Source organism: Pseudoduganella sp. R-34 (assembly GCF_049904655.1).
Taxonomy (GTDB): Bacteria; Pseudomonadota; Gammaproteobacteria; order Burkholderiales; family Burkholderiaceae_D; genus Rugamonas.
On record NZ_CP184572.1, the window covers coordinates 1,843,146 to 1,859,899 of the forward strand.

The following is a 16,754-nucleotide window of genomic DNA, read 5'->3' on the forward strand; positions in this document are numbered from 1 at the left end:
CGAGGGAATTCACCTGTGTATACGACTTTTTGGTGGTTTCAATTAATCTTTCGGCTTTCTTCCCGCGCGGCGATTGTGTAACAAGCGGTTCGCGTAAAAACAACAGAATTACCGGCAGAAAGCTAAACAAGCCGACCAATTAAAGAACCCCAATTGTTGGATGCCAACAATTGGGGTTTAGTTTTAGATACCGTATTTCGCTTTAGCTTACGTATTATTACGCACGAGTCAGAAGCTGTAGCTGGCGCGCAGGTAGATGGCGCGGCCGATCGGGTCGGAGTAGCGCGGGTCATACCCCTTCTGGAACACGGTGCCCTGGTTGGTGAACGGCGGGTCCTTGTCCAGCAGGTTCTTCACGCCGCCAGTCAGGGTCAGGCCCTTCCAGCCGGTGTAGGTCGCCGACAGGTTCCACAGCTGGTAGGAGTCGACCTTGTTGAAGAATTCCGGCGCCACGAAGTTCTGGTCTACATAACCGGACTTGAAGTTTTGCGACAGCGTCGCGCTCCATGGGCCTTCGCGCCAGGTCAGCGAGGCGTTGTGGCGCCAGCGCATGATCGGGCCGTTGTCGCCGTAAGTACCGACGTTCTGGATGAACGCGCCGTCGCGCTCGTTCTGGTACTTGTAGCTGTGGACCCAGGTACCGTCCAGGGTGAAGCTGAAGTTGCCGTATGCGGTGCGGCCGGAGCTGACAGTTGCACTCAGGTCGATACCGTCGGTCTTGACCCGGCCCAGGTTTTCGTTCAGGTCGAGGATGGCGAACGGCGAGCCGTCCGGGTTGCGCAGGAAGCGATCCTTGTACTTCGCATAGTTGCCGTAGATCGCTTGCTCCGGCAGGGCGCCGATCTTGTCTTTCAGGCGGATGTTCCAGTAGTCCAGCGCAATGGTCGTATTGCGCACCGGCTCGAACACGGCGCCGAAGGAGAAGGTCTTGGATTTTTCCGGCGTCAGCGCAGCATTGCCGCCTTGCAGCTTGAACTGCTGCAGGTCGCAATCGCGCAGCGGGTTGGCTCCAGGCTGCGGCACGCCGCCCGGGCACAGGATCGGGTCGTCGTAGGAGTTGCTGGTGTCGTTCTTCGACTGCGGCGCGTTCTTCTCGAACAGGGTCGGGGCGCGGAAGCCGGTGCTGGCCGATGCGCGCAGCAGCAGTTGCTGCATCGGCTGGTAGCGCACGCCCAGTTTCGGATTGGTGGTGCTGCCCGCATCGCTGTAATGGTCGTAGCGCACCGCGGCCTGGATGTCGAGGTCCTTGATCAGCGGCACGCTCAATTCGCCGTACACCGCTTTCACATTGCGCGAACCGGTCTTGGACTGCGAACCGGACAGGCCGGAGCTGGACGCCTGGCCCGCGATATCGCGGTTCACGTTGAAGTCGGCGTCTTCCTTGCGGTATTCGGCGCCGAGCGCGACCGCCATGGCGCCGCCGGCCAGTTGCATCACGTCGCGCGAACCTTTGATGTCAAAGGTAGTGGACTTGTTCTTGGCGTCCTGCACCTTGCCGCGCAGGGCCACGCTGGCCAGGTAGGCACGGCCGGCTTCATTTTGCAGGCCGAAGGGATTCAGGATGCCGTTCTGCACGCCGGCAGCGAAGCCGGCGTCCTGCACATAGCCGCCGGTAAAGTTTTCTTCAGACTTGCTGACCGAGTGGTTCAGGCCGGCCTTGTAGTCCCAGCCTGCGGCGATGCCTTCCAGCGCGGCCACCAGGCGGTCGCCTTCACCCTTGGAGTTGATGCGGCGCTGGCCGGCTTCCGTTGGACGCCAGTTGACCGACAGCGGCTCGCCCGACAGGTTAGGCTGGGCCGGCACGCCGCCCGAATTACCTGGATAGTAAGGGCTGGTGATGGGCAGCGACAGGCCGGTCTGCGGCGGCGGCGCGGTGCGCGACACGACCTTGTTACGCGAGTGCAGGTATTCCAGGCTGGCCGTGGTATCGGCGTTCAGCTTGAATGCTGCCTTGCCGAAGAAGACCAGGCGGTCCTGCTCAGGCAGGTCGTCGATCTGGCGCGTATAGTCCTGGCGGCAGGTGCCATCCGAGGCGCGCGGCAGCGAGAGCGGCGGGTTGCAGCCGCCGGCAAAGCCGGGGTTGCCGGTGGCTTCGGTGACCGGATCGAAGTAGTTGCCGGGGAAGGTAGTGCCGGAGGTGCCGTCCGATACAGTCATGCCGCGTTCGGGGATCACGGCAGTCTTCGAGAAGTCGCGTTGCTGCGAGGTCAGTACATCCTGCTTCTGCCAGTCCAGCACGCCCATCAGGTTCCAGCCATCCTGGTCGAGGTTGCCGATGCCGCTGACGATATTGGCGCGGCGTTCCTTGCCGCCCGATTCGCGCGGCAGCATGGTCTCGGCCGTGACGGTGGTGCCGGTCACGGAACGCTTGGTGATGAAGTTGATGACGCCGCCGATGGCATCGGTACCGTAGATGGCCGAAGCACCGTCGCGCAGTACTTCGACCCGCTCCAGTGCCGCCACCGGGATCACGTTCAGGTCGACGCTGGCACCGTCATAGGGGTGGTTGGCGATGCGGCGGCCATTCAGCAGCACCAGGGTCTTGTCGCCGCCGAGGCCGCGCAGGTCGGCCACGGCCTGGCCGCCGGTCGGCAGGCCGCTGGCGTTGCCGCCCACCACGTTGCCGGCACCCATACTGGTCTGGTTGGACGGGATGCGGTCCAGGACTTCCTGGGCGGTGGTCAGGCCTTGCTTGGTGAATTCCTCGGCCTTGAACACGGAAAGCGGCTGGGAGGTTTCCGACACCAGCCGCTTGATGGACGAACCGGTCACTTCGACGCGGATCATTTTTTCTTCAGGAGCCTGTTGCTGCGCCATGGCCGGCAACACCGCCAGTGCGCCGAATGCTGACAACAGGGAATAGATCATGGATTTAGCCTTGATTGTAGCCAACGTACTTCTCCTCAAATAGAAGGTGTGCCAAGACTGACGGAAGTGCTTGAGTTAGGCACTTGCAAAGGTTGAACAAATTCTATTTGATATCTGATAACAATCGCCAAAAACTACTATTCGGAAACTCTTTTGTGTTGCGCCTGCGCGTCTACTTCCTGCTTGCAAGCGAACTCAAGCCTCGCTTGCAATGGGCGCTAACTGTTGTTATAGTGGATCGAAATCCGCGGAACTCTACCCATGCACCTGCACTTTTTTACCGGCTTTTTTTACTTTAGCAATTCCAACCCAAAGGCGGTGGAGTAGCGGCCGGTTCACGTAGCAGCAAAACGAGATCCCAGCAGATACAAGACAAACCGCCAGTAATGGCGGTTTTTTTTTACCGATTTTATTTAAGTCTCAGGAGAAACCATCATGCAACGTACCGACGACCTGCGTATTCGTGAAATGAAGGAGCTGACGCCACCGTCGCACCTGATTCGCGAATTTCCCTGCACGGAAGCGGCATCCAACACGGCCTCCCAAGCGCGCGTCGCGCTGCATCGCATCCTGCATGGACAGGACGACCGCCTGATGGTGGTGATCGGCCCATGCTCGATCCACGACCCGAAAGCCGCGCTGGAGTATGCGCGGCGCCTGGCGCCGGTACGCGAACGCCTCAAGGGCGACCTGGAAATCGTGATGCGCGTGTACTTCGAAAAGCCGCGTACCACGGTGGGTTGGAAGGGCATGATCAACGACCCCTACATGGACAACAGCTTCCGCATCAACGATGGCCTGCGCATGGCGCGCGAACTGCTGCGCGACATCAATGAGATGGGTCTGCCGGCCGGCACCGAATTCCTGGACGTGATCAGCCCGCAGTACATCGCCGACCTGATCTCCTGGGGCGCGATCGGTGCCCGCACCACCGAATCCCAGGTGCACCGCGAACTGGCTTCCGGCCTGTCCTGCCCGGTGGGCTTCAAGAACGGCACGGACGGCAACACCAAGATCGCCGTGGAAGCGATCAAGGCCGCTTCGCAGCCGCACCACTTCCTGTCCGTGACCAAGGGCGGCCATTCGGCGATCGTGTCGACCAACGGCAATGAGGATTGCCACATCATCCTGCGCGGAGGCAAGACCCCGAACTATGATGCGGCCAGCGTGGAAGAAGCGTGCAAGGCCATTTCCGGCTACGGCCTGGCAGCGCGCCTGATGATCGATGCTTCGCACGCCAATTCCTCGAAGAAGCCGGAAAACCAGGTACCGGTCTGCGCCGACATCGCGCAGCAGGTGGCGGGCGGCGATACGCGCATCGTTGGCGTCATGGTGGAATCGCACCTGGTGGCAGGACGCCAGGACCTGGTGCCAGGCAAGGAATTGACCTACGGCCAGTCGATCACCGATGGCTGCATCGACTGGGATGCCAGCGTACTGGTGCTGGAAAACCTGGCTGCCGCAGTGCGCCAGCGCCGCCTGCAAGGCGAATAAACCTGCGGTTTGAGCCTGCCCCAAGGGGCGGGTTCGATCTGCGAAGGCTGCAGGCTGAAAAAGCAATAAAAAAACCCCACCTGCGCATTGCGCAGGTGGGGTTTTTTGCACTCAGGCTACTTCAGCGATCAGTACTTGTACGTTGCGCCAACGTAGTAGGTACGGCCGATCGCGCTGGCGTAGCGTGGGTCGTAGCCCAGCTGGTGAGAACCAGTGTTACGCAGCGACAGCGGTGGGTTGCGGTCGGTCAGGTTCTTCACGCCGAAGGTCAGGTCCAGGCCCTTGATGGCGCGGAAGGTGGTCTGCCAGTCGAAGGTGGTGTAGCTTGGCACGTCCAGTTGCACGTCCACGCACTCCGCCGCTGCGTCGTTGGTGTTGACCGCGCAGTTGTCCACGTCGTGGTGCTTGTCCTTGTAACCATTGCGGAAGTTGCCGGTCAGGTTGTGGGTGAAGCGACCGATGTCGTAGGTCAGGCTGGTGGCGATCACGTTGCGGAACTGCACAGCGTTATCGACGCCGTACACGTTCAGGCTCGACTGCCATTCGTCGTCGGTACCTGGAGTGGTGTACTTCGAGTGGTACAGGTAAGTACCGGCCAGGCGAGCGGTCAGCTTGCCTTCCCAGACTTTCTCGCGGAACTGGAAGTCGTAGTCCACGCCCTTGTTTTCCTGACGGCCGATGTTGATTGGCAGCAGTTTGATAGCCAGTTTGTCCAGGCCGGTGGAGGCCTTATGCTTCACCGTGTACAGTTCGATGTACTTGTTCGGGTTGGTGGCGATCAGGTCTTCGCTGACGCTGGCAACCGCATCACGGATTTCAACCGACCACAGGTCGATCTTGGCGCTGAAGTTCGAAGTTGGCTCGAATACTGCACCCAGGGTCCACTGGCGCGATTTTTCCGGCTTCAGTTCGGTGTTGCCGCCCTGGAACACTTCCAGCTGGCCGCGGGTGTCGCAGTATTGGGCCAGTGGGTGGTTCTGCAGGCCATTGGCTGCGCTCAGAGGGCAGTTGTAGGTACCGCCGGTCACGCCGAAGTCAGCCAGTGGCTGGCCGATCTGGGTCATGGAAGCGACCTTGAAACCGGTGCCGTAAGCGCCACGGAATACCATGGTCTTGGTTGGCTGCCAGCGGGTGCTGACCTTGAAGGTGCCTGCGGACTGATCTTTGCCCAGGTTGCCGCCATGCAGGTCGTCGCTCAGCTTGGTCACGCGGTCATAGCGCGCCGAAGTGGTAACCGACCAATCCTTGGTGATTGGGGTCTCCAGTTCGCCGAACACGCCGCCGCTCTTGCGCGAGAAGGCGAATTCCGGCTGCACGTCGTCGAACAGGATTTCGGCATTTGCCACAGCCTGGTTAGCCAGCTGAGAGAACTTGGTCTTGCGAATGTCTACGCCCATACCCAGCATGGCAGGGCCGGCCGGCAGGGAGAAGGCTTCGCGGGAACCGTGCAGGTCCCAGCCGTACACTTTAACGTCGGTAGTGTTGTAGTTGCCAACGTATTGGGTGGAGCGCAGCACGTCCTGCATGTCCTGAGGCATTTCGCCGAGTGCGTATGGGAACGGGTCCAGTTTGCCGGCCGCAACAGCTGCATCGAACTTGTCGGCCAGCGGGAAGCCGCCCAGATAGTTCTGTGGTTGCTTGTTGCGAGAGTAGACCACAGCGGAATTGATATCCCAGCCTGCTGCCGAACCTTCCACGCCAGCGACGATGTTGCTTGCCTTGCTCTGGTAGTCGTAAGCGCGGCCACCCAGGTCTTGCAGACGGTACTTGACGGTTGCCGAGGTCATGCCGTTGAGCTGCTCAGCGGTCAGGTAAGGCTGCACGTATTTGGTGAATAGCGGGCTCGACTTCGCCAGCGAGAATTCAGCTGGGTATGGAGCGATGGTGGCGTAGATATCCGACTTGTTGTAAGAGATATCGGAGAAGGCTTTCCAGCCGGTGTTGCCCAGTTTCAGGCTGCCAGAGGCCCAGAAGCCATCGCGCTTGATTTCAGGAGAGATTTCCACCGAGGTGGTGTAGTCGAAGTAGCACTGGCCGTCGCCCAGATCAACGTGAGCGGCTGGGCACTTGCCGTTGAGCTTCAGGTAAGGGTTGACCGAGACCGAGCTCTTCTCGCCGGCGCTGTCCAGGTAGCCAACGGTCACGTTCGGAGGGATCGACCGCGAAGAACCGTTGAAGAACTGCAGTGGCTTGCCGGTCTTGGGATCGTTGAAATTGATGATGCCGGTCTTGGCGAAGTCGCGCTGCGAAGCCTTCAGGCGGTCGGCGTCCTGGTGGCTGTAGGACATGAACAGGCTGTAGCCATCATTCTCATAGTCGCCGAAACCTTTGGAAATGGACACGGTGCGGTCGGTGCCGCCTGGGTGCTGTGGCTTGCTGTATTTAGCGTCGATGGTCAGGGGAGCTGCGCCCTTCTTCATGATGAAGTTAACCACGCCCGCGATCGCGTCTGCGCCGTACAGTGCGGAAGCACCGTCGGTCAGCACTTCGATACGCTCAACGGCTGCCAGCGGGATGGTGCTGATGTCGATGGTGGTGCCGGAGGTCGCAGGTGCGATACGACGGCCGTTAACCAGGACCAGGGTGTAGGATTCGCCAACACCGTGGATGGATGCGGTGGTCAGGCCGCCGCCGCCGCCGCCGACCGAGTCGGACGACGCGGTGAAGCCCTGCATCACAGGCAGTTGCTGGATGAAGTCGGTGACCGAGGTGACGCCGGTGCGCTGGATATCCTTCTGGCTGAATGTCTGAACCGGCAGCGATGCCTCAGCAGCGATGCGCTTGATCGAGGAACCGGTGATTTCCACGCGTTGCATTGGCTGTTCAGCTGCTTCTTGTGCGAATGCGGCGTGCATGCCAAGCGCCAGGCCCCCCGCGCAGATCACGCGGACCGAGCGGGACAGAATGGTTTCCTTCAACATATCTTTGATACTCCCAAGAATTACAAACTGTTTAAGGCCGTTGCCAGCCCTTAATTTTTGTTTGACGACAAACAGTGCAACTTGTGGTCTCTGCTTTACGTCCGCGCTTATCAAATCATTCATTGACGAACTGTGTCAATGAGAACCAAGTCGCAAGTTATCGAGACAACTTCAGCTTTGGCGCTGGCTTGGAACGATGGAAAAGACGTAAATTGGCCTGAGTTAGGAGATTTAGTGATGGAATGGCGACAATTTGAGCAATTGACATTGAGCTCGAATTTGCCGAAATGCAGCTTTTGAAACGGAAGGAAGTGTGCCCGATTTGCCACAAAAATTACAGAAACGATAAAAAGCCCCGCCCGGGCAGGCGGGGCTGGTCTTAGCGTTGCAGCTTAGAACTTGTAGGAGGCGCTCACATAAAACTGGCGACCCAGTGCCGACGAATAGGATGGGTTGTAACCCACCTGGTGCGAGCCGGTGTTGCGCAGGGTGAACGGCGGGTCGCGGTCGAACAGGTTGATGATGCCGCCGGTGATTTCCAGGTTCTTCACCGGGCGGTAAGCCGTCTGCAGGTCGAAGGTGGTGTAGCTCGGCACCTGCAGGGTGATGCCATAGCATTCGCCCGGTTGGCCAGCCACGATCACGGCGCAGTCATCGACGGATTGTTCCTTGTCGGTGTAACCGTTGCGGTAGCTGGCGCTCAGGGTATGGGTCCATTGCGCCTGCTCGAAACTGGTCGACGCGCGCACCACGTGGCGGAAGCTGACCTTGTCGTTCGAACCGTAGCGGTTCAGGCTCGATTCCCACTGGTCGTCGGTGCCTGGCGTGGTGTAGCGCGAACGGATCAGCCAGGTGCCGGCCAGGCGGCTGGTCAGCTTGCCGTCGAACAGCTTGGTCTTGTGGGTGAAGTCATAGTCGACGCCGCGGTTTTCCACCTTGCCGATATTGATCGGCAGCAGCTTGATGGCCAGCACGTCCTTGCCGGTCGAGCCGATGTGCTTGGTGGTGAACAGCTCGGCATACTTGGCCGGGTTGTCGAAGATCAGGCCTTCGGAGACGGCGGTCACCTGGTCGCGGATTTCCACGTTCCACAAGTCAAGCGACATCGACAGCGAGTTGGTCGGCTCGAACACGGTGCCGATGCTCCACTGCTTGGATTTCTCCGGCTTCAGGTCGGGGTTGCCGCCCTGGAAGGCTTCGAACTGCTGGCGTACCACGCCGTTGCAGTAGGAGGCCAGCGGGTGGCTGGTGCCAGTCAGCGGGCACTGGTAGTTGCCGCCAGTGACGCCCCAGTCTTCCAGCGGGCCGGCGATTTCCTGCATCGAGGCAGCGCGGAAGCCGGTGCCGGCTGCGGCGCGGAACAAGAGGTTCCTGGCCGCGGTGTACTTGGCGCTCAGCTTCCAGGTGGCAGCGTTTTCCTTGTTGCCGACTTTTTGGCCGGTCAGGTTGTTGTCGATGGCGCCGATCTGGTCGTAGCGGGCGGAACCGGTCAGTTCCAGCGCTTTGCTGACGGGCATGACCAGCTCGGTGTAGGCGCCAAAGTTGTCGCGCTCGTAGGCGCTGTCCACCTGCGGGTTGTCGAACAGGATCTGGGCGTTCTTGGCCACGTCGGCCTGGTTGACCTTGAACGAGGTGTTGCGGTAGTCGACGCCGACGCCGACCTGGGCCGCGCCGCCTGGCAGGGTGAACGCTTCGCGCGAGGCACGGGCATCCCAGCCCTTCATTTCCACGGTCTGGGTGTTGTAGGTGCCGTTGAATCCGGTCGACAGCAGGGTGTCGCGCATGGCTTGCGGCATTTCGCCCAGGCCGTATGCGAACGGGTCGATGCTGCCGGCGTCGATCGCAGCCTGGAACTTGTCCGCCAGCGGGAAGCCGCCGACGTACTTCTGGGTCTGCTTGTTCTTGGAGTAGGTCAGGGCCGAGTTGACATCCCAGCCTGCAATCGCGCCGTCCACGCCAGCCACCAGGTGGGTCGCCTTGGTGCCGTAGTCATAGGTGCGGTTGCCCATTTCGTACAGGCGGTACTTGGCCACGACCGAGGTGGCCCCGGCGTCCTGTTCGGCGCTCAGGTGTGGCTGGATGTACTTGTTGTACAAAGCCGAACCCTTGGCGACCGAGAAGTCGGCCGGGTAAGGCGCGATCGAGGCGACGACTTTCGCTTCGGTGTAAGCCAGGTCGTAGAAGCCCTTGAAGCCGGAATTGCCGAGCTTGACGCTACCGGACGAGAACAGGGCGTCGCGCTGCGATTTCGGGTTGATCTCGATGGTCGAGGCGCTGTCGAAGTAACAGTTGCCGTCGCCGTAGAAGTCGGCGTTGACCGCGGCGCACTTGCCGCCGTGGGCCAGCGCATACGGGTTCAGGTTGACGGTCTTTTCCACCGGCTGGCCTGTGCCTGGGTCGATCTCGCTGGAGTTGTACGTCACGCCGGCGTTGGCTGGCAGCGAACGGGAAGAGCCGTTGATGAACTGCAGCTGCTTGCCGTTGGACGGGTCGGTGAAGTTGATGATGCCGGTCCGCGCGAAGTCGCGCTGGGACGCCTTGAGCTGCTTTTGCTCATCGTGGCTGACCGAGAAGAACACGCTGTAGCCGTCTTCATCGATGTCGCCAAAGCCCTTGCTCAGCGAGATGGCATTGCTGGCGCCACCGCTCTGCTCAGGGCGCGAGTACTTGGCGTTGATTTCCCAGTCGGTGGCACCCTTTTTCAGGATGAAATTGACCACGCCAGCGATGGCGTCGGCGCCGTACAGGGCGGAGGCGCCGTCGGTCAGCACTTCCACGCGCTCGATGGCCGACAGCGGGATGGAGTTCAGGTCGATGGTGGTGCCGGAGTTGGCCGGGGCGACGCGGCGGCCGTTCAGCAGCACCAGGGTGTAGGCGGCGCCGATGTCGTGGATGGAGGCGGTGGTCACGCCGCCGCCGCCGCCGCCGACCGAGTCGGCCGCCACGGAGAAGCCCTGCATGGCTGGCAGTTGCTGGATGAAGTCGGTCACGGTGGACACGCCGGATTTCTTGATGTCTTTCTGGCTGAACGATTGCACCGGCAGCGAGGATTCGGCAGCAATACGCTTGATGCTGGAACCGGTGATTTCAACGCGCTGCATCGGCGCTTCGGGGCTTGCTTCCTGGGCAATGGCGGCGGCGCTGCCGATGGCCAGGCTACCGGCGAACATCACGCGCAGGGTGCGCGACAGGGCTTTCTCGATGATCATTGATAAACATCTCAGTAATAAATTAATGGGAGTGTTATCAGATCATCGGCGGCTTAGTTTGGCAATGGATGTTTGATAAGTGAAACAAATGAAACATTAGGCGACAATAAAAAAATCCCCGCCAACTTGCGCGGGCGGGGAGCGGGAGTCGTGCTAAAGGTGGGTTACTTGAACTTGTAGCTGGCAGTCAGGTAGAAGGTACGGCCCAGCGGGTCGGTGTAGCGACCGTCGTAGCCAACCTGGTTGCCGCCGCCGGTGTCGCGGATCGACAGCGGCGGATCCTTGTCCAGCAGGTTGCGGATACCACCGGTGATCGACAGGTTCTGGTTGAAGACGTACTTCGACTGCCAGTCGAGGGTGGTGTAGGCCTTGACCTTGCGGCCCTCCATGTCGACGTAGCCGCCCAGTGTGCCGTCGTCGTTGACCGAGCGCACGCGGCCATCGTCGGCCGTGTAATTCTTGTCGGCGTAGCCGGACTTGTAGTTCACGGTCAGCGAGTTGGCCCACTGCTCGCTCGACTTCAGCGAGAACACCAGGCGCGAAATCCAGCGGAAGGTCACGTCGTCGTAGGAGTCGAAGCGTGCGATGCTGCTTTCAGTCTTGTTTTCGCCAGGCTTGTCTGCGTCAGGCACGGTCTTTTCGGCCTTCAGCATATAGGTGGCGGACCAGTTCGTGGTCAACTTGCCGATCGGGGTGGCGGCGCGGAAGGTGGCATCGAGGTCGATGCCGCGATAACGCGAGCTGGCCAGGTTCAGCGGCGACTGGGTCATCACCAGGACTTTCGATTTCTGGATCGGATCGAAGTAGATGGTGGCGTACTTGTTGGCCAGTGCTTCGGTGCCGAACAGCATGTCCTGCGACAGGTTCTGGATCTGGTTCTTCAGGCGCACGTCCCAGAAGTCCACGCCCAGCGACAGCGAGTCCATCGGTTCCAGGCGCATGCCGATCGACGCCTGCTTCGAGGTTTCAGGCTTCAGCGCATCGGCGCCGGTGCCTGGGTTACCCACGGTCAGCAGGCCGTATTCCTGCACGCCGCGGCAGTAAGCGAAGCGTGGGTCGGCCGCGTTCTTGATCGGGCAGGCGAAGAAGTTCGACGAGCCTGCGTTTTTCAGTGGGTCGGAGATGTCATTCATGGTCGGCGCCTTGAAGCCGGTGCCGTAGGAGCCACGCAGCATCACTTCTTTCGAAGGCTGCCAGCGGGCGGACAACTTGAAGGTAGTCTTCGAGACGTCTTTGCCCTGCTTGCCTGCCAGTGACGGATTGCCGTTTACGTCATAGCTGGTATTGCGCTTGTCGACCGCGTCGTAGCTGTCATAACGCGCCGAAGCGGTCACGTCCAGGCCTTTGATGACAGGCATTTGCAGCTCGCCGAATGCACCCCAGTTGTTGCGCTTGGCATCCAGCGGCTGGGAGCCAGTGCTGCCGCCGATGACGGTGTCGGTCCAGCCCGGATTGCCTGGGCCAGGGCCCATCACGATCCTGCTCGGCGAGTCTTCATACTTCTGCATGGTGTAGTCGGCACCCAGGCCCAGGGCGGCATTGCCGCCTGCCATGGCGAACACTTCACGCGATGCGTGGGCGCTCAGCACGTCCAGCTTGGACTTGGTGGTCGACAGGTTTTCATGCAGCACAGCCGGCGCCAGGATGGAAGCGGCATTCGGGTCGAAGACGTAAGGGTTGTAAGCGCCGGACTGGACCAGGGCTTCGAACTTGTCGCCGCTCATGTAGCCGCCTGCAGCCTTGTCGGTCTGCTTGTTCTGCGAATGGGTGTAGGCTGCGCCGACGTCCCAGCCAGCGAACTCGGAGTCCAGGCCGACGGAGAAGTGCAGGGCCTTGGTGCCCCAGTCATCGGTACGGCCGCCCGCGTCACGCGCACGGTAGTACAGGTAGGCGTCGGTCACGGCGTTCGGGTCGATGCCCTGGCCAGCCAGCAGCGGCTCAACCGACTTCTTGTAAGGCACGATGTAGACCGGGCTGATGGTCTTCACGTGGGTTTCCGGATCGGTGCTCATGGTGGTCAGCGGCTGCGCCGGTGCCGCGTAGCGTGCGGTGCTGGTGAACTTGGAATAGACGAACTCGCCGGTCAGGCGGGTCTTGTCGGAGATCTTCAGCGCGCCGGAAGTGAACAGGCTGTCACGCTTCAGCTCAGGCAGCAGTTCCACGGTTGCCGCATAGTCGTAGCGGCAAACGCCGCTGCGCGCGAACGTGTTGGGGCCGCTGCACTTGCCGTTGTTGACCAGGTCCGGCGAGAACGTTGCTTCGACATCGGGACCGTTGAACACGTCGGCATTGGCCGGGATCGAGTTGATCGAGTTCTGCCAGGTCGCATATTGCTTGCCGTCCTTGCTGAACTTGACCACGCCGGAGTTGGCGAACGGGCGCTGGGTGGCGTTCAGTGCCTTGCTCTGGTCGTGGCTGTACGCCAGCATGACGTTGAAGCCGTCGCTATCATAGTTGCCGAAGCCTTTGGTGATCGAGACGTTGGCGCTCTGGCCGCCTTTATGTTGCGGGCGGTTGTAAGTGGCGTCGATGTTCAGGTCGTTCTGGTTTTTCTTCAGGATGAAGTTGACCACGCCGGCGATGGCGTCCGAGCCGTACAGCGTGGAGGCGCCGTCGGTCAGGATCTCGACGCGCTCAACCGCTGCCAGCGGGATCGATGCCAGGTTGACGGCGCTGCCGGTGCCATAAGGCGCCATGCGCTTGCCGTTCAGCAGCACCAGGGTATAGTCGGTACCGATCGAGTGCACCGATGCGCTCTGCACGCCGCCGCCGCCGCCGTTGATGGAAGCGGACGAGGTGATCATGCCCTGCATCGAAGGCAGCAGGGCAACCAGGTCGGCCACGTTCTGCACGCCGGTTTGATCGATGTCCTTGCGGCTCAGGGTTTGGATCGGCAACGCACCCTCTTGGGCAATGCGTTTGATCGACGAACCGGTAATTTCAACGCGCTGGATGGCAGCGTCAGTTTGCTGGGCGAAAACTGGTGCACAGACTCCGGCTGCCAGCAAGCCGCTGGCGCAGGCCAGGCGGATTGCATACGACAGGCTGTTCTCTTTCATCATAATTCTTTGATCTCCCAGAAGGTGGACTGTTCTTTGCATTTGCGCAAAACCTAGCAATAGGCTGCTAGTACTTTCTTGCAAGTGTTCTCGTCTTGCAATCTTTTCGATACAAAAAGCCACAGACTGTTACGAAAGCGCAACAATGGCTGGCTCCAGGCGTGTGGGAAGTTGGCCTGAGATGAAGATCTTTACTTGGTAGTTGGAAGGATTTGGCTCCTTTTTGCCAGAAAGGCGCAATCGCTCTGCTACTGAATATTTCTTATTGTAACTATTTAGAAACATGCGCCTTGTGTACACAACTTGCGGCAGGGGTGAAAAAAAAACGGCACCGAAGTGCCGTTTTGGGAGTGCTTCAAGCCTCGTGGCTTAGAAGAACTTGTACTGCGCGCCGAGCTTGAAGTAGCGGCCAATGGCGCCGGAAGCGTCCATCGGGTTGTAGCTCATGCCGCCGTAGGTCAGTGGGTCCAGCGGCGCGATCTTGTCGGTCACGTTGTTGATCGAAGCGAACACCGTGAACTGCTGGTTCACGTTGTAGCGCGCCGACAGGTCCAGGGTGGTGAACGAGGCGATCTTGCAGCCGTTGGTGCCCGGCTGGCCGTTGGCCAGGGTGGAGGCGCAAGGATCACCGGCGAACTTGACGTTCTCCATGCTATCGCGGTAGTTGACGATACCGGCAACGTTCCAGTCACGGAAGTCCCAAGATGCGTTCAGGTTCATCTTGTTCTTAGGCGTGCCGGCGCAGTTTGAAGTGTCGCAGTTGCCGTGGGTGCCGTTGAACTGGTACACGGTAGTGGCGGACTCGTGACGCTTCCAGGTCGCGGTATGGGTCCATACGAAGCCCACAGTTGCGCGGCCGTACTCGCCCAGGCGGATGCGCTGCTTGACATCCAGGTCCACGCCGCTGACTTCGGTGAAGCTGGAGTTGCGGTACGGCGCCTGTGTCAGCACCAGGGTGCCCGAATTCGGGATCACGACGCCGTTGACGACCAGGTTGTTGTCGTTGCGGATGGCGGTTGGCAGGGCAGCTGCTTCGTTGTATGGCAGCGGGTTGATCTCGTTGCTACGCTTGATCTTCCACGCATCGAGCGCCAGGCTGGTGCCGTCGAACGGGTCCCACACGATGCCCAGGGTCGAGCCCTTGGAGGTTTCAGGTTTCAGGGCAGAGGAGCCAACCTTCACAGCTGCAACCGGAATGCCGCAGTCGGTCGAGGTAGCACCGCCAGGTGCCGGCGTTTTGCCGTTCGGGCAGCGGATTGGATCGGTAACGGTGGAAGTGCCGGTCGATTGCGACAGCGGGGAACCTTCCGCTGGGCCAGGAGCACGGAAGCCTTCGGTGTAAGTACCGCGCAGGGCGAAGGACTTGACCGGGGTCCATTTGAAGCCGGCTTTAGGCGTAGTGGAATTGAAACTGTCGTACTTGTCGTAACGTACGGCAGCGCTCAGTTCCAGGCCTTTCAGCACCGGGGCGGCCAGTTCGAGGAAGACTGCCGATACCTTGTTGTCGCCGAAGGCTGCAACGTAGGAAGAGTTGATCGAACCGTCGATCGAGCCAGACAGCGACGGGTTTTCCAGCTTTTCACGGCGGTGTTCGGCGCCGACTGCCAGGCCCAGGTTGCCGCCTGGCAGGGCGAACAGTTCACGCGAAGCGTGGAAGTCGATCACGTCCAGCTTGGTGGTCGAATCCGAGGTCGCGTTGGTGACCAGGGCAGAGTACAGGGCAGCCGAGTTCTTGGACGCTTCGGTGCCGATGTAGTACCAGCCGTACTGGGTCGGATCGCGCATTGCCGTGCGCAGCACGTTCAGGTTCAGCATATTGCTGTAGTCCAGGTGCAGCTTGGACTTGGAGTGGGTCAGGCCAGCGTCGTAGTCCCAGCCGGCGACCGCGCCTTTGATTCCCACCACGAAGCGATTGAACTCGTTGTTGGCCGAGCGGGTGCTTGGGCCGATATCAAACGCGGTGTAGCGCACGCGGGTCGCCACGCCATATGGGTTCTGCGGGTGGTTTGCGCCCATCAATGCCAGCGCGCCGTAGTTGACGAAACCCAGCGGGTTGGCGGCATTCGGCGGGAAAGCCACCGTTGGCGTGATCGATGGCGGCGTCATGGTGAAGGCGGTATCGCGCTTCGAGTAGCCGGCTTCAGCGTACACCTGGGTGTCGCCATTGACCTGCCAGGTGCCGCGCGTGTACAGGTTGACCGATTCGATCTCCGGCTGCATGTCGCGGAACTGATCCTGATGCCACAGGCAGCCGCCGTTGGCGCCGGTCTGGTCCTTGGTGGCGCTCAGGGTGGAGCAGCCAGGCAGGCCGACGTAATCCAGGGTGGCCGGATTGCGGATCGCGCCGGCTGGACCAGCCGAAGCGTTGTTGTTGCCGGCGATGTAGCCGCCGGCGAACTGGGTGCCGACCGGGAAGCCGTACGGACGCAGGTCGCCCTTGCCGATGTGGCCGCGGTCCTTGCGGTCGCTGTTCTTGATACGGTCCGAATCCGTGAACTCGGCATTGACCACCCAGTTGTACTTGTCTTCGTCCAGGTTGCCCAGCCCGTAGGTGATGGAAGCCTTGTTCTGCTTGCCGTCGTCGTAGCGCGACCAGCCGGTATCACCCTTGACTTGCAGGCCCTCGAAGTCCTTGCGCAGGATGATGTTGACCACGCCGGCGATTGCGTCTGCGCCGTAGGTGGAGGAAGCGCCGTCTTTCAGGATTTCAATGCGCTCGACGATCTGCATCGGCACCGTGGACAGGTCGGTAAAGCTCTTCTGGCCGTCGTCGGCACGTGCGAATGGGGCCATGCGGCGGCCGTTCAACAGTACCAGGGTCGACGTCGCACCGAGGCCGCGCAGGGAAATCGCGGTGGAGCCAGCAGCGAAGCCGTTGCCGAAACCAGTCGGCAGCGAACCGGCGCCGTCAACGGTCAGGGTCTGCAGGTATTCGGCCACGGTTGCCTTGCCGGACTTCATCAAGTCTTCCTTGCTGATGACCTGGATGGGCGATGCAGTTTCCTGGGTCGCACGCTTGATGCTCGAGCCGGTCACTTCCACGCGCTGCATTGGCGCCGGGGCTTCCTGCGCAAAGACAGGGGCGGCTATGGTGGCCAGCATACCGCCGGCGCAAACCAGCCGTACGGAACGAGCCATGATTTTTTCCATCATGTTTGCTATCTCCAAAAATTTGGAATAAAAAGACGAGCTACAGCTTTTGA

The 16,754-nt window shown here is 60.6% G+C and carries 6 protein-coding genes; 1 reads left to right on the forward strand and 5 read right to left on the reverse strand.

What is annotated here, in order from left to right:
• Positions 1–228: 228 nt before the first annotated feature.
• Positions 229–2,868: a TonB-dependent receptor gene (locus tag ACN9MW_RS08555; protein ID WP_426169789.1), complete on the reverse strand. Its 2,640-nt coding sequence runs from the start codon at positions 2,866–2,868 to the stop codon at positions 229–231.
• Between the two features lie 435 nt (positions 2,869–3,303).
• Here ACN9MW_RS08555 and aroG point away from each other — a divergent pair, with 435 nt between their 5' ends.
• The gene (gene aroG, locus ACN9MW_RS08560) at positions 3,304–4,362 is read left to right on the forward strand and encodes a 3-deoxy-7-phosphoheptulonate synthase AroG (RefSeq protein ID WP_426169791.1); all 1,059 of its coding nucleotides are present in this window, start codon (positions 3,304–3,306) and stop codon (positions 4,360–4,362) included.
• A gap of 128 nt (positions 4,363–4,490) precedes the next feature.
• Here aroG and ACN9MW_RS08565 read toward each other — a convergent pair whose 3' ends face one another.
• From ACN9MW_RS08565 to ACN9MW_RS08580, 4 genes are all read right to left on the reverse strand, one after another.
• Positions 4,491–7,283 carry a TonB-dependent receptor domain-containing protein gene (locus tag ACN9MW_RS08565; protein ID WP_426169794.1) on the reverse strand — a complete coding sequence of 931 codons (2,793 nt, stop codon included), beginning with the start codon at positions 7,281–7,283 and terminating at the stop codon, positions 4,491–4,493.
• Positions 7,284–7,675: 392 nt separating this feature from the next.
• A complete protein-coding gene (locus tag ACN9MW_RS08570) occupies positions 7,676–10,492 on the reverse strand; it encodes a TonB-dependent receptor (RefSeq protein ID WP_426169797.1) in 2,817 nt (938 codons plus the stop codon).
• A 164-nt stretch (positions 10,493–10,656) separates the two neighbouring features.
• On the reverse strand, positions 10,657–13,554 hold the full coding sequence (locus ACN9MW_RS08575) for a TonB-dependent receptor (RefSeq protein ID WP_426169799.1): 2,898 nt from the start codon (positions 13,552–13,554) through the stop codon (positions 10,657–10,659).
• 366 nt (positions 13,555–13,920) lie between these two features.
• Positions 13,921–16,689 carry a TonB-dependent receptor gene (locus ACN9MW_RS08580; protein WP_426169802.1) on the reverse strand — a complete coding sequence of 923 codons (2,769 nt, stop codon included), beginning with the start codon at positions 16,687–16,689 and terminating at the stop codon, positions 13,921–13,923.
• Positions 16,690–16,754 lie beyond the last annotated feature (65 nt).

Excerpts from the sequence above, each read along its gene's own strand:
- ACN9MW_RS08555 (WP_426169789.1), bottom strand. The coding sequence starts at position 2,868 with ATGATCTATTCCCTGTTGTCAGCATTCGGCGCACTGGCGGTGTTGCCG.
- aroG (WP_426169791.1), top strand. The coding sequence starts at position 3,304 with ATGCAACGTACCGACGACCTGCGTATTCGTGAAATGAAGGAGCTGACG.
- ACN9MW_RS08565 (WP_426169794.1), bottom strand. The coding sequence starts at position 7,283 with ATGTTGAAGGAAACCATTCTGTCCCGCTCGGTCCGCGTGATCTGCGCG.
- ACN9MW_RS08570 (WP_426169797.1), bottom strand. The coding sequence starts at position 10,492 with ATGATCATCGAGAAAGCCCTGTCGCGCACCCTGCGCGTGATGTTCGCC.
- ACN9MW_RS08575 (WP_426169799.1), bottom strand. The coding sequence starts at position 13,554 with ATGATGAAAGAGAACAGCCTGTCGTATGCAATCCGCCTGGCCTGCGCC.
- ACN9MW_RS08580 (WP_426169802.1), bottom strand. The coding sequence starts at position 16,689 with ATGGCTCGTTCCGTACGGCTGGTTTGCGCCGGCGGTATGCTGGCCACC.